Origin of the sequence: Bacteroides congonensis, from assembly GCF_900130125.1 — a bacterium.
Classification (GTDB): Bacteria; Bacteroidota; Bacteroidia; order Bacteroidales; family Bacteroidaceae; genus Bacteroides; species Bacteroides congonensis.
This window is the reverse complement of record NZ_FQXY01000006.1, coordinates 280,463-294,484: the sequence shown is the minus strand read 5'-3', so window position 1 is coordinate 294,484 and position 14,022 is coordinate 280,463. Positions and strand designations below refer to the sequence as shown.

Below are 14,022 nucleotides of genomic sequence, written 5' to 3'. Positions count from 1 at the left end.
GTAATTTTTAAGTAGTTATGAAAAGAAAATTTGTAAAAGTGATGTTCTTCGGGGCGCTGGCACTTTCTACTGTCACCTATGTAGGTTGTAAGGACTACGATGATGACATCGACAATCTGCAAACACAGATTGACGCAAACAAAGCTAGCATTGCCGAGTTGCAGAATTTTGTGAAAGAAGGTAAGTGGGTAACCAATGTTGAACCAATTACTGATGGATTTAAGATAACTTTTAATGATAATAAAAGTTATTCTATCACAAGCGGTAAAGATGCTACACCAACGGAAATCAAGATTGATTCAACAACAAAGAACTGGATTGTCAATGGTACAGACCTTGGTATTTGTGCTGAAGGAAAGAAAGGAACAGATGGTAAACCGGGTGGTGAAGGCAAACCAGGTCAGCCTGGTGCAGCAGGATACGCACCGCAGATTTCTGAAGATGGATATTGGATAGTTTGGGATGCTGATACTGAAAAACCTAAGAAAACAGATGTGAAAGCTGCTACAGATATCTATGTAACTGCTGATGCTAGTAATCCATTGGTTTGGGTATTGAATATCCTTAATAAGGAAACAAAAGAATGGGAAACAGTTTCTATGCCGAAGTCAGCTCGTATCACGAGTATTAGTGTACTTGGTGTAAAAGATGATGGTACTGTTGATGTAAGTTCTGCTGAGGCTGAAGCTACTTTATATTATGGTATAGCAGGCAAAGATATTGAGTTTAATGGAAACAAAACTTTCAAGAAAAAAGGAGATGTGCTTGTTGCCAGAGGTGGTAGCAAGATTCATGCATTGATTAATCCTGTGAACTTGAAGGCAGCAGATATTCAAGCTTATGAAATTGGCTTAACGGACTCTAAGGGCAATACTAATTTTGCTGTTGCTAATATTGAAGATAATTTTAGTTTAGAAGCTTTGACTCGTGCAGCGGATCCGGAAAAAGAACCTACAGCAAATAAAGGTGTATACGACTTGACTCTTAAGTTTGCGAATGGATTGACTCAAGAGGAATTGACAGCTTTGGAAAAAGCTGAAACTGCTTATGCGCTTACAACAAAAGATGCATGGGGTAATGAAATCATTTCTGGATATGACGTAAAAGTTAAGACTGAAAAGGCTGAAAATGGTACACCGAGCGTTAGTTTTCAAGCTCCTGACGAAGATTTGACTTATCAAAAGTCCTATAGCTTAGATGAATTATTTAGTAGTGAATTGAATAAGGTGGTAGCTCACTATTATACGGTTGCAGATAATGACAAGGTAGACTTTGATAAAAAGAACAATACAATTATTGCAAATGAGCCAACTAAAGTAGACGTTACCATTCATTATCTTGCTGTTGATGGAGCTACTACTGAGGCAAAAGTAAATTTGATATTTACTTATGTGGCAAAGAAAGCTGAAATCAAAGATATGACTTGGGTTGTAAGTGGTGATAAGAAACAGCTAACAGCTACTTCTGAAATTGTAGGTCCTTCAGTAGAAGATATTATAAAAAATGTCAACTTGAACGACCCTATAGAAGCATCTATTGCTTATACTGACGATAAGGCAATGATCAATGGAGCACCAGTTCGGAAATATGTAGATGAGAGTATTGAGTTGGAGTTGCTAGGTTTGGGCAAAGACGGAAATCCAGTAGACAAATGGGTTGCTAATACAGACAAAGTTACTAAATTTGTAATCAAAGCTGAATTTAAATCTGAAACAGTTGCTGCTGTGCCTCATACTGCAACAGTTAAATTCAAGAATAGTAAGCCCGGAGATCATTTAGGCAATGAGTACTTGTATGAAACAACATTCAAGATTACTGTAGATCAGCAAGATGATAAATTGTTCGTCTTTAAGCGTGCAACTGCTTACTTTGATAAAGATGGTAATGCTAAGGCTTATGGTACAGTGCCGGCTACAGCTCAAGCTAATAAGATTAGCTTCGATCTCTATACTTTATATAAAGAGGGTTCTATATCTGATGTTCTTAAGGAAGATATTACATTTACAGAAGAGAAACCTTCTAGAGTTGAAGGTGGTAAGAAAGTGGATGCTCCTGCATGGTTGACTGAGGAGCTTGGTGGTGTACCAACTCATGAGTCAAAGATTGGAGTTTTCCCTTATACTTCTAAGCCAGCAACTGATAAAAACTGGGGTGGTGCTTATACTGATCGTTATATCACTGTATCTTATGCGCCATTTGGAAATGATGGTTTGAAGGCTATTACTGATAGAATCAATTTGACAATACAGTCAGAAATCTATGAAGGTACTTTTGAATTTACCAAAGAGGTAGATAAGAAAGCTATAGGAACAAAAGAGAATCCGTTCGTAATCGCAGGAAATACAGTAACTATATCACCTGATGATTTCAAGAGAATAGATGCTCGTGCTAAGACCTATAATTTCGACGATAACAGAATAGAGTCTGTTGAGGCTAAATTAGCAGACGAAGACGCTCAAACTTATTTGGCGATGACTGGTAAGCTTATTCTTGATGATACTGATAATAAGGCAGCTGATAAAGCGGAAGTTGTTATATCTAAGAAAGAGGGTGCGGTAATCGTAACTCCTCCTACTTGTAAAGTGGATGTTAACATTCTTGATAAGTGGGGCAGAACAAAATCTGTATCCATCTACGTAACAGTAAAACAGTAAATAAGTAATCTAGATTAAAAGATTTGTAATTGAGGGCATCTTAATTTTTCATAGACTGAAGATGCCTTCTCTTTACAAGTTGTAATATAGGATTATAAATCCTTTACAAGAAATATACTGAGAGATGGACTGAAAATTATGCTTGTGAAAGTATGTTTTCAAATGTTTTTCTCTTGGAAGGGATACCTCCCTTATTTCCCACAGGTATCCCTTTTTTGTCTTAAGGCATCTTCTTTGTTGCGCTAGAAACAATTTGCTAGTCCCTTATTTCCCTATAGATAAGGAGATGTTTTGAGAATATGGAAATCCCGGGCTTGAGAAAGTCCGGGATTTTTATATTCTATTTATCTGGTTGGATATGCTGAAAGTTCTCATCATACAATCCAATTAGTAAACTTTGTCCTTTATCATCCACTTTTAGCCCACCATACATGGCATTCTGATAAAGAGTATCCTGTCCTTCTTCAAAGAAGAAGGATTCGGCACCGAGAAATATCCGATTATTTACTATTTTGTATTTGATAGCTATCTCATTATCATTCAAAGGTATTAGAGCATTCTGCAATCGTATAAGTTGACCTACCTGATTACTGTCCGTTTGGAGTATGGCATAACCGCGCGTGGCAGTCTGCTCATCTATAAAGTCTGACGAAGATGAGTTTATTTCGTAGTTGAGTCTCATGTAGTCCCCTTGCATGAGAGAACGAGGGTCAACGGGAGCTAAGTGTAATAACACTAATTGTCCATCCTTCAAAGTCTGTTCTTTCTTGAAAACTGACCAGTTGAAGTATCCCAGTAGCAATATAAGATTTGCAATAATCAATATCCGACTATATTTTTTCATGTCTTATTCTTTTTTGAGTGAAGAAATACCAGGCTGCAATAAAGGAAATTCCAATAATGAATAACGTGATAGACTTAATAAGTAAGCTTATATTCAAATCATAGTAATATTTGGAAACAGCATAGATAAAGAGAAGGAGTGAGGCTGCACACTCTGCTTTATAGCCATAATGGAAACATATCAGAATCAACAATAAGCTACCGGATAAATAAGGGGCAAATATAGTGGGCAGACAGATGACGATACAAAGAATATAGATGCCGGCCTGATGTACCGGGTTATCCACTTGCATGACTTTCATAATCCGTTGAACCATGATGAGAAGTCCTATCCATATAAATACAGACAGAATGCAGGATATAATCCAATAATTCATATCCTGTGTCAGATAATTGATTGACAGTCCACTCATTAAAACAAGACAAGAAACGAATAGTCCGTAATGGAATGGCATGTATTTGGAAAAACTATTTCCTAATCGGGCAAGCAGTTTCACTTCGAAAAGATTGGTGAACAGGAATACTGCCATCACAGGAACTACTGCAATTTGCAGAGGATAGGAAGAAGAAAATATATGAGTTATTTCTCCAAATAAGGATATGATAAACGCAATCACTGAAAGAAAGGGCAGGATGAAACCTTTCGACAGGCAGAAGGTGAGCATACTGATTCCCATAAGTGCAATGAAAAGTATATTCATATAATCACTAAGCCCAAAGCCAACCAATACGCATCCTGCAATATATAAAGTGATATTCATAGCATCCAGGAAAGACCGGATGACAAGACGGCTGATTGTTAATGTAGTAATAATCAATAAACTCCCGACTAACAGGCATGAGATTTCGGAGCTTAGGATTCGGGCAAGTGCAAGAAATCCGAGAAAAAAGATAGCAGTCAGTATTCCACCGATGATGGATACCACTTGAATTGTGAGATTATGCTTCTGTGCCATACCACTTCTTTTTTAGTTGAAGAATAATGTAGATAAGTAAGGTTGTTCCGGTGATAACCATAATTCCTGAAAAGAAGAATAGATTGACATCTCTCAAACCGCTGTGGCATATGAATGTAGTCAATAGAATCATCAATGTCGCAAAAGGAATAACAGCCAGGTAGAACAGATTCTTTTCTTTCCATCCAAACCATAGTCCCGCAGAGAATATAAGAATAGTGCTTATGAGTGAAACGGTTATAGCTTTTTCTTCGCAGATGGTTGCTATTGTAAGAGAGCTGGTATCAGAAATCGCCAACATCATAAGATAACTGGCGTGCACAATGGTAGCCAATGAAAGGAGGCTGACAAACCAGCGGTTTTGTTTATTCAGACTCCCTTTTATACTCATCCATTCTGTGATGACAGTTGCCAAAGCGCATATCCAAGTTACTGCATTGGCAAACAGAATCATTTCCCATGAGCCGCGACTGGCTATTTGTATATTATACAGCCATATCGTTGTACAAAGTAATCCGATAAAGGTCAGCCATAACGGAGCAAAACGGGCAGCAACCGCCCAAAGGATAGTAAAAAGTGTCCAACTCAGGAAAAGGTCGTAGGCATCAGCACCTATCTGATAAATTTGTCCGAAGACGGCAAAGAGCGTACCTATCAGGAAAGTCGCTCCTGTAAGAAGAATCTGTTTGACGAGCCTGTTCCATCGGGTGAATACGGCAAGCAAGACAGAAGATATTAATAATACTTCTACAATTCCCAGTTTTGCAAATTTGGGCAGGTCGTTCCAGTTATAGGCAAAGAAAAAAATGATACCTGATACGGTAAAACCAATGCCCACTGCTAATAAGAAAATGGATAGAAACCGGTTCCATTCCTTTTTGTTTGCGTACAAAGCTTGTCGTGACAAGGGTGAAGAGTCAGCCTTTTCCATATGTTTCAACTTTTAGATGATTACAAACATAAGAAAATAAAATGATAATCACCCTTGTCACTCAACTTAAAATACTTCCCTTATATGCTTATAATTCGAATTGATAGTATCAATAACCTCTTGTGAACGTCCGTTGATTAACAACTTATACATGGATTGGGCAAAACCTACCATCTGTCCCAGTTCAATTTTAGGCGGCATGGCAAGTGCATTCGGGTCGGTCATGATATTCACGAGTACAGGGCCATCCAGTTCGAAAGCATTGAATAGAGTCGTTAATACTTCTTCCGGGTTACTGACATTGAATCCTGTCATTCCCATTGCTTCGGCTACTTGGGCAAAATCGGGATTCAGCATATTTGTTTGCCAGTCCGGTAGTCCGTCCACTTCCATTTCCAGTTTCACCATTCCCAGTGAACGGTTATTGAATACGATAATCTTAATCGGCAACTTATATTGAACAACCGTCTCCAAATCTCCCAAAGTCATCGACAATCCGCCGTCTCCACAAAGCGCAACTACCTGACGGTCGGGGCAAGCCAAAGCCGCGCCAATAGCTTGCGGTAACGCATTAGCCATAGAACCGTGATTGAAAGAACCCAGCATATGGCGCATCCCTGTTGCTTGCAGATAACGTGCTCCCCATACACAAGTCATCCCCGTATCTACTGTGAATACAGCATCATCCGAAGCCAGCTTGTCAATCTCGGACATTACATATTCGGGATGAATCTTATTCACCTCCCCTTTATTTTCCGTATAGGCAGCGAGGTCTTTCTTCACTCCCTCATACCTTTTGAGCTGCTTCACCAGGAATGTATCATCCGTTTTCGGATTCAGCATACGGAGTAAAGCCTGAATACTCAGTTTTACATCTCCGCAAAGTCCGATATCCACTTTGGCACGCCGACCCAAACGTTCGGGCTTTATATCAATCTGAGCTATCTTAATGTCATCCGGCAAGAAAGCAGAATAAGGAAAATCTGTTCCGAGCATAAGAAGCACTTCCGCTTCATGCATGCTGTAATATCCCGAAGGCATTCCCAAAAGTCCGGTCATACCCACTTCATACGGATTCTCATATTGTACTTCCATCTTCCCCTTGAAAGTATAAACCACCGGAGCATTCAGTTTCTCGGAAAGTGCAATTACTTCCTCGTGAGCTCCCCGGCAACCGATACCGCAGAAAAGAGTGATACGTTTATACTTGTTTAATAAATCAGCCAGTTGTGCCAAATCCTCTTCCGCCGGACAAACTTCCGGCACGACAGGATAGTTACGGACCGATGAATCGACAGAAACAGCAGAAGCCTTTGCCAAATCACCCGGCAACCCGATAACCGATACCCCTTTGCGGGTGATAGCCGTCTGAATAGCCGATTGAAGCATGCGGGGAAATTGCGTTGGCGTGGTAGCCACCTCATTATAATAACTACAATCATTGAATAGTTTAATGGTATTTGTCTCCTGAAAATATTCAGTGCCGAACTCCCCGGTGGGAATAGTGGAAGCAATGGTAATAACCGGAGCGCCCGAACGGTGAGCGTCATACAAACCATTGATAAGATGAACATGCCCCGGGCCGCTACTTCCGGCGCAGCATCCCGGACGACCGGTCAGTTGTGCTTCCGCTGCCGCAGCATACGCCCCAGTTTCTTCGTGGCGGACATGTATCCATTTAATTTTATCGTTCTTTCTGACAGCTTCGTTTACTTCATTCAGACTGTCGCCCGTCACTGCATAAATGCGTTCTACACCGGATTGTACCAGGGTATCTATGAGCTGTTCTGCTACTTTTCTTGCCATATCTGTAATTGATTTAGGATTGATTTTTAAGTAATAACAGCTATCTGCAAAGAAAAGTTCTGTTTTAACATATACTAATAACGGCTTTGTGTTGGAACACATCGCAGTTTTTGTGTTAAAAAGAATTTTGTAACAACTTTTTAGCAAAATAGAATAAACAAATGCAGTATCCATTTGTTATCTTTATAGGCGAAATCTTAACCTAATGTTTTAAACCTCTTAATAACTGTAGAAAATGAATAGAAGTGAAATCGGCGTGAATGCCGGTAAAGTTTGGCAACTGCTTAGCAATAATGAGAAGTGGGGCTACGGACTTTTGAAAAGAAAATCCGGGCTGAAGGACAAAGAGTTGGGCGCCGCTTTAGGATGGTTGTCAAGAGAGAATAAGATAGAGTTCGACCAGTGTGATGAAGAACTTTACGTGTATCTCTGTGTGAATGTTTACATTGGCTAAAGGTGTTTAGTACCTGAACAAGAACAAAAGAATCCCCGAAGTAACGACAGGATAGTCAACGCTTCGGGGATTTTAGTTTTTATTCTTTTTCTTTTTTATGGATGTTCATTTCAATGAGAAAAGCGCTTAAAAGACCTATGCCACCAAGCCTCCTGTCCTTTTTATACAAATGATTTTAATTATGAAGAGGAAGCATACCAACAACTGTGCCGAAATACCAAGACCATAAATAACGAATTTAGTGCTTACCCCAACTAGTATTTAAAAAGTAGGGATATCTGCGAAAAAAGCTTTATTGTCATCAACTACCGGCACGGAACCAAAGATTACCGTACCATATTCTCCAAACAAATAGATAGCGAAAATGACCTTTACACTGCTAAAGGAATCACAAAACCAAACGGAAATAGTATTTAGTGCAAGTAACAAAAAGCAAGCCTGTCGTATAGCAGGCTTGCTTTATTTATAATATAATCCTTTCTTCTATTATATATTTTATTTATCAGGTTCTCAACCTATTTAAGAATCAAATTTCAAATTCCGTAACAAACATAGAGTTATCAGAAGCATATCCGGCAGAGAATGAAATAGGAACACCATAAACTTCTTTGCTATACACCCCTCCATTAATTATAAACTTTTGAAATTCGTCAAAGCCTTTCACTGTCTGGGTTGCCGCTTGGCCGTCACCTCCTATAATGCAAATGGATATTTCAGCTTGTTTGAGAATCTCTTCTGTCTTAGCATCAATCGAAAGCGAACCACTGACTATCTTCGCATTAAAAGCAGCTCTGATTGCTACGGATAAAACACTATAAGTTTCGTTAGACTCCACAAGTATGATGCCCTTTCGTCCATAGTTGACAGAATTTACATAGACGGGATTCTTTTCTAGATACTTTTGTCTCGTGTTCTCATCAGAAAATATATTTCCATCATCTGGTATATCCATGGCTACATTGAAATATATTTGGCTAAAATCAACAAATAAAGCAGACTGACGATGTATTTTATTACTATTTACTTCCGTGTTGATAGAAAAAATCTGCCCGATATTAACATTAGCTGCGAAAGCAAGCTTAACTTCTCTATAAAAAGAAAACTCCTTCATTTTATATGAGAAGACTTGAGATTGCTTACCACTAAAATCTCTATCACCAATTGCATCAATAATTGCATTGGTAAATGCTGATTTTTTAGGAGCTACCTCCTTCGATTTTATAGGTAAAGAGAAGGATATTGTAATATTCTTTTTTAAATCGTTTGGAAAACCAACAGGAGCATATACCCCCTTATTAATAGATTCGGCAGTTAATACAGATCCTAAATATATATAGTTTGGTTGGATTGTAGATATCTCATAGAATGTCTGAACATTGCCCCTGGTCAGTAGTTGCGAGTCAGTCAAATCGACTTCTTTACCATCCCTTATTTCATATATCCCATCCCACATGAAATCTTTAAATGAGTCACTCATTCCAGAGGTATTAGGATTCACTTGGCTGGCTGGTGCCGTTTCAATTATATCCTCGTTATTACAGGATACAAATAGCAACATGAAAGTAGCAAATACATACGTAATTTTTTTCATAATTGTATTATAGTTTTAATAGATTTTTATGAAGAAAGGACTATCAAGTAAATTATAACTGCAATCTTTTTGTATACCTTCCCAGCGGTAATAAGATTGTCCCATACCTCCGGGCTCCGGACTATCCATGATGTATGAATGTATTTCGTTACCTATAAATAAATTTGTATCGAACTTAATATTACGAACAAGAGAGCGCTCTTTCGTATTTTTAAACTCTGAACTTATCATTGGCCACTTCTTTTGTTCTGTATAATATCGTACTTCGTTCACCGTTTTTTCTATCTCAAAAACTATATCCGTATAAGGCCGGCCGGTCTTTGTTTTCTCCCGGTCCTCATAAAATCTTAAATAGACAGGGCTGTGTCTAGAATAACCGGTATATTCTGCGTGGTTATTGGTAATATCTTTATTATCTATGTATACAAATAATGGCTGCAGGACAAGAGTGTTTTTAAACTCAGTTTCCACTAATGCATGGGAGTTTGCATATGAAAAAGAACATGCAATAGGAACACCGTAGCTATGCTCAGTAAAGGTTGAGTTATAGATAAGATTCAAAAACTGCCCATAACCTTTTATCGTCTGGACTGCATAGTCGCTATCTGCTCCTATTATCAGAACCTTAAAGTCTGTAGTATCAAAAAATAGTTGCTCTTTCTCATTCAGTGTGGTTGTCTTATGGTAGAAAATACGATCAATCTCTTTTTTCATACAAGTTTCAGCAAATTCATATGTCTCTTCCGTTTCAAATACTATAATTCCTAGTCTCCCATAAGTTACAGAACTGACATATACCGGTTCAAATTCGGTTTATCCTTTTACAGGTTCATTGCTTAAAGGGGCAATATCCATATTGACAACGAAGCTAGATTGGAAAAACTTCACGTACATCCCTGTCGATTTCACTATTTTATGCTCTTCAGAAGTAGACGTTTCTTTTCTTGATGAAAATAATTTCCTTGTATTTATATTTGTTCCGAATGCCGACTTAATTTCATCATAAAACGAAAAGCGCTTGGATTGGAACATAAACTTCTGGTTCTGGGAAAAATTGCCGTCAACTACCATATCTTTAACATAATCATCTAACTTAGAATACGTCGGTGAATTTATCGTCTGACTCGTATGCTTTGGGGTATTGTGAGTCAGCGTCATTGATACAGTAATCGGATTTCTGTTATTCACAAACACAGGTACATATTTCTGGTCTATAATACTATTCCCTTCCAGTATGGCACCAGGATATATATAATTCTTTCCATATAACAGAGTAGTCTCCGTACTTTTAACGATATATTGCTTTGAGAAGAAGGCATCGTCTTCTAATGACAATGCCCTTGTTTGGCTTTGCAATCTGGCATTATAAGATTTCAACCAGCTATTGTATATCGTATCTCCCGGATAGGTATACATAGAATCGACATTTATCTTGTAATTAGCTCTTTTCAGCTGATAACAGGCACTACTATCCAAGAATGGATCGGACTCACTACATGAGCTTATTATTAGAATTGCTAATAATAAGACAGGCATCACAATGTGTTTTTTCATAAGTTGTAAATTTAAAAAATTTAGTTTGTAAACTTGTTAACAAAGACAGAATTATCTTTTAGCCAGGCTGCTGTAAAGAAAATGGGCACCCCAAAATCATGTGGGCTGATATCAGAGTTTATATAATCCAATAAGTACTCCAAAGGGTTATCCGGTGTTATGTTTTCATTGGCAAGGGGATCCAAAATTAGTCCTCTGATTATTGAACTAGCCATGATTGATTTGCTTTTTTCCGATATATCGCCCTTCTTGGTAGTAGATTTATTTAATATCTCATTCAACGCGACCTTTACATCTTGATAATCAAGGTCCGATTCAACAATTAGAATTGCCCGTCGTCCAAATTCAATAGAGCCAACATAAATAAGTTCGCTTAATTGCTCTTGGACTATCGGCGAGTTGCTTAGTTCCCCCTCAGGCATATCCATAGCAATAGAAAAATAACTCTGGCTAATATCTAATACTGCCACTGTTTTATGAGTTAGATTAGGAGATGTTATTCTGAATAATTCGGATAAATTAATTTCCTCACCGAAAGATAAAACTAGTTGTTCATAAGAATCTATCTGCTTCAATGTAAATGAAAACTGATAGTTAGGTTTCAACGCATTATTATCTTGTAGCTTTTTCTGAATAGCCTTAAGCATATTATCGTATGAAGGTGTAATCGTTTCGGATTTTAAAGGCAAACTATAGCTGATTGTAATGGGATTCATTGGCACATTAAAAAGTTGATGTACATCGTTGACATCATTCGCTTTCATAATACCACCAATGAATACTTCATAAGGATTTTTGACCGCAAACTTGGTTGACGTATACTGATTATTTTGAGCAAAACTGCTAACATGGAGAATAGAGAAGAATATGATATATATTATTGCTGCTTTCATGTTTTCTATATTAAAGTTTAACTTCCGGGATTAATTCAAATGTGTACTGTACTTTTAGCCACGCCACCTGATTATTTAGAATGTTACTGCTTCCACCCAAATACGTAACTAATTCGGAATATGATAATAATGAGAAATTCTGTCCTATCACCGACAATGAGCCATGAATATTGCTATCCTTTACCCAGAAGAAACCTGTATTAAGGATAAGTGTGGCTTCTCCGTCCCTACTTCCACAATAGTCCCATGTTCCAGTAACGCTGTTGTACAAATACAAATCACCCTTATTCCATTCGGCTTTATAGCCCTGAATTAAACCACCTCGCTTTATGATTGATACAGAATCATTTCTGAATATAATTTTTTCAGGTTGAAATATTGCTACACGATCCCCAAAATACTGACTGGACTTATCAATATCTACCACTCCAGGTTCCTGCCCAGCTGGTTTATACTGTAATTCCACAATATTCATGGATTTCGGGTAATAACTCAAACCGTCTATTGATGGCTGCTCAATGCTCTTGCGGTTATCATCAGAGCAAGATGTAGCTACAATTGCCACAAACAATATTAATAATAAAGGATTTAAATGCCGCAATATTGCTTTATCTCGCCCAATAATCTGCCGACATTGCCTACTTAGGTTTACAGAAGAAAATCTAGATGTCCTTTTAGATATGCTATCTAATGTTACTAATAGGGATGATAGTGCTTTTCTTTTTATCATTGCTAATATTTTTATAATAAGTATATTATATATAATATTTATCCTGACTAAATATGTTTTGCTTACAGGGGTTACTTAATAAACGTATCAAAAACAGGAATGTTCTCATACATACCCAATATTACTCCTAAAAACTGATATTTAATACTTCCGTTATATATTTCCTTCCCTGCGATAAATCTCTTTGCACAAGTTAAATACTAAAATATTGCATAATAGGTGTTGAAGATGACGATAAGCAATGTGAAAATCAGATTGCACCGTACCCGCAAGAAAATATATGTATTAATGAATGGTAAATAATAGAAGAGGAGATGGAAACGGAGAAGAATATAGAAGATAATATGAGAAGATACCCGGTCGGAAGCTCCTTTGTTGAAGTTTTATATCTATATAGCTTTGTTGGTCTTAATTTTGCTAGGGGTAGATTATTGGTTGCGTAAGAAGTATATTTGGAAATAAATCTGTTACTTTGCAATTCAATTTAAAATGCAAGGAAACAATGAGAAGTTTTGCCTCTGATAATAATTCCGGTGTGCATCCGTTGGTGATGGAAGCGTTGAACCGGGCGAATATAGACCATGCATTAGGCTATGGCGATGATAAATGGACGGAAGAAGCGGTAGCTAAGATAAAGGAAGCCTTTACGCCGGACTGCGTACCCTTATTTGTGTTCAACGGTACAGGCAGCAATGTCGTGGCATTACAATTAATGACACGTCCGTATCATTCCATCTTTTGTGCGGAAACCGCTCATATCTATGTAGATGAATGTGGTTCTCCCGTAAAAATGACCGGCTGTCAGATTCGCCCGATTGCTACCCCGGACGGCAAACTCACCCCGGAACTGATGCAACCTTACCTTCATGGCTTTGGCGACCAGCATCATTCACAGCCCAAGGCTCTTTATATTTCCCAATGTACCGAACTTGGCACGATTTATACTCCCGAAGAATTGAAACGTCTGACCGACTTTGCTCATCTGAACGGTATGTATGTCCATATGGACGGGGCGAGAATCGCCAACGCCTGTGCCGCCCTCAATCTTTCTCTCAAAGAACTGACTGTAGATTGCGGAGTGGATATCCTGAGTTTCGGTGGTACAAAGAACGGATTAATGATGGGAGAGTGCGTTATCGTATTCAATAAAGACTTGCAATCGGAAGCACGGTTCATCCGTAAGCAGTCCGCCCAGTTGGCTTCGAAGATGCGTTACCTTTCCTGCCAGTTCACGGCTTATCTGACAGATGACCTTTGGCTGAGAAACGCGAAGCATGCCAATGCAATGGCAGCCAAACTCTACAATGAATTGAAAAAACTTCCGGAAGTAACCTTTACTCAAAAGGCGGAGAGTAACCAGTTATTTCTGACTATGCCCCGCCCGGAAATCGACCGGATGCTGGAATCTTACTTCTTTTATTTCTGGAACGAAGATAATAATGAAATCCGTCTGGTAACTTCTTTTGATACCACAGAAGAAGATGTTGACGAGTTTATGCGACTTTTGAAACGTTAAAAAGGAAAAATGGGGCAACAAAAGCTCCTGAAACTCTGTTGTAATAAGAAGTTTGAAACTAACTTTGTCCCGAAAGTTTTCTACTTCTTATTAC

At 38.2% G+C, this 14,022-nt stretch carries 11 protein-coding genes and 1 pseudogene; 3 read left to right on the top strand and 9 right to left on the bottom strand.

From position 1 onward, the window contains the following. Nucleotides 1–17 precede the first annotated feature (17 nt). Complete coding sequence (locus BQ7997_RS01160) at nt 18–2,654, top strand: PL29 family lyase N-terminal domain-containing protein (RefSeq protein WP_073342697.1); 2,637 nt, start codon at nt 18–20, stop codon at nt 2,652–2,654. Between the two features lie 340 nt (nt 2,655–2,994). Here BQ7997_RS01160 and BQ7997_RS01155 read toward each other — a convergent pair whose 3' ends face one another. From BQ7997_RS01155 to BQ7997_RS01140, 4 genes are all read right to left on the bottom strand, one after another. Next, nucleotides 2,995–3,498 (bottom strand): GDYXXLXY domain-containing protein, encoded by a 504-nt coding sequence (locus BQ7997_RS01155; protein WP_073342694.1) that lies wholly within the window; start codon nt 3,496–3,498, stop codon nt 2,995–2,997. Then, entirely contained in the window at nt 3,485–4,453 is a 969-nt protein-coding gene (locus BQ7997_RS01150) for a DUF4401 domain-containing protein (protein WP_073342692.1), read from the bottom strand. Before BQ7997_RS01150 ends, BQ7997_RS01155 begins: the two co-directional genes overlap by 14 nt. After that, complete coding sequence (locus BQ7997_RS01145; RefSeq protein WP_073342689.1) at nt 4,437–5,384, bottom strand: DUF2157 domain-containing protein; 948 nt, start codon at nt 5,382–5,384, stop codon at nt 4,437–4,439. The genes BQ7997_RS01150 and BQ7997_RS01145 overlap by 17 nt, the downstream gene beginning before the upstream one ends. A 66-nt stretch (nt 5,385–5,450) precedes the next feature. Then, nucleotides 5,451–7,190, bottom strand: coding sequence for a thiamine pyrophosphate-dependent enzyme (locus tag BQ7997_RS01140; protein ID WP_073342686.1), 1,740 nt, complete (start codon nt 7,188–7,190; stop codon nt 5,451–5,453). Between the two features lie 235 nt (nt 7,191–7,425). On the opposite strand from BQ7997_RS01140, the gene BQ7997_RS01135 reads away from it, so the two are divergent. Continuing rightward, on the top strand, nt 7,426–7,644 hold the full coding sequence (locus BQ7997_RS01135) for a winged helix-turn-helix domain-containing protein (RefSeq protein ID WP_022136827.1): 219 nt from the start codon (nt 7,426–7,428) through the stop codon (nt 7,642–7,644). A gap of 526 nt (nt 7,645–8,170) precedes the next feature. On the opposite strand, the gene BQ7997_RS01130 is transcribed toward BQ7997_RS01135, so the two are convergent. The 5 genes and pseudogenes from BQ7997_RS01130 to BQ7997_RS01110 all read right to left on the bottom strand — a co-directional run bounded on the left by BQ7997_RS01130 (nt 8,171) and on the right by BQ7997_RS01110 (nt 12,412). Continuing rightward, the gene (locus tag BQ7997_RS01130; protein ID WP_073342683.1) at nt 8,171–9,235 is read right to left on the bottom strand and encodes a thiol-activated cytolysin family protein; all 1,065 of its coding nucleotides are present in this window, start codon (nt 9,233–9,235) and stop codon (nt 8,171–8,173) included. Nucleotides 9,236–9,250: 15 nt separating this feature from the next. Then, nucleotides 9,251–10,024 (bottom strand): annotated as a pseudogene (locus BQ7997_RS25815) (thiol-activated cytolysin family protein); the annotation flags it as partial. 24 nt (nt 10,025–10,048) lie between these two features. After that, nucleotides 10,049–10,789 carry a hypothetical protein gene (locus BQ7997_RS25810; protein WP_235817242.1) on the bottom strand — a complete coding sequence of 247 codons (741 nt, stop codon included), beginning with the start codon at nt 10,787–10,789 and terminating at the stop codon, nt 10,049–10,051. A gap of 20 nt (nt 10,790–10,809) precedes the next feature. Next, nucleotides 10,810–11,682 (bottom strand): thiol-activated cytolysin family protein, encoded by an 873-nt coding sequence (locus tag BQ7997_RS01115; RefSeq protein WP_073342674.1) that lies wholly within the window; start codon nt 11,680–11,682, stop codon nt 10,810–10,812. Between the two features lie 10 nt (nt 11,683–11,692). Next, complete coding sequence (locus BQ7997_RS01110; protein ID WP_229087787.1) at nt 11,693–12,412, bottom strand: hypothetical protein; 720 nt, start codon at nt 12,410–12,412, stop codon at nt 11,693–11,695. Nucleotides 12,413–12,914: 502 nt separating this feature from the next. Between BQ7997_RS01110 and BQ7997_RS01105 the strand changes: the two genes are divergently transcribed. Continuing rightward, entirely contained in the window at nt 12,915–13,928 is a 1,014-nt protein-coding gene (locus BQ7997_RS01105; protein ID WP_044653292.1) for a threonine aldolase family protein, read from the top strand. Nucleotides 13,929–14,022 lie beyond the last annotated feature (94 nt).

What these genes read in the sequence shown, in the direction of transcription:
- BQ7997_RS01145 (WP_073342689.1), bottom strand. Translation starts at nt 5,384, where the DNA reads ATGGAAAAGGCTGACTCTTCACCCTTGTCACGACAAGCTTTGTACGCA.
- BQ7997_RS01140 (WP_073342686.1), bottom strand. Translation starts at nt 7,190, where the DNA reads ATGGCAAGAAAAGTAGCAGAACAGCTCATAGATACCCTGGTACAATCC.
- BQ7997_RS01130 (WP_073342683.1), bottom strand. Translation starts at nt 9,235, where the DNA reads ATGAAAAAAATTACGTATGTATTTGCTACTTTCATGTTGCTATTTGTA.
- BQ7997_RS01110 (WP_229087787.1), bottom strand. Translation starts at nt 12,412, where the DNA reads ATGATAAAAAGAAAAGCACTATCATCCCTATTAGTAACATTAGATAGC.
- BQ7997_RS01105 (WP_044653292.1), top strand. Translation starts at nt 12,915, where the DNA reads ATGAGAAGTTTTGCCTCTGATAATAATTCCGGTGTGCATCCGTTGGTG.
- BQ7997_RS01155 (WP_073342694.1), bottom strand. Translation starts at nt 3,498, where the DNA reads ATGAAAAAATATAGTCGGATATTGATTATTGCAAATCTTATATTGCTA.
- BQ7997_RS01150 (WP_073342692.1), bottom strand. Translation starts at nt 4,453, where the DNA reads ATGGCACAGAAGCATAATCTCACAATTCAAGTGGTATCCATCATCGGT.
- BQ7997_RS01115 (WP_073342674.1), bottom strand. Translation starts at nt 11,682, where the DNA reads ATGAAAGCAGCAATAATATATATCATATTCTTCTCTATTCTCCATGTT.
- BQ7997_RS01160 (WP_073342697.1), top strand. Translation starts at nt 18, where the DNA reads ATGAAAAGAAAATTTGTAAAAGTGATGTTCTTCGGGGCGCTGGCACTT.
- BQ7997_RS01135 (WP_022136827.1), top strand. Translation starts at nt 7,426, where the DNA reads ATGAATAGAAGTGAAATCGGCGTGAATGCCGGTAAAGTTTGGCAACTG.
- BQ7997_RS25810 (WP_235817242.1), bottom strand. Translation starts at nt 10,789, where the DNA reads ATGAAAAAACACATTGTGATGCCTGTCTTATTATTAGCAATTCTAATA.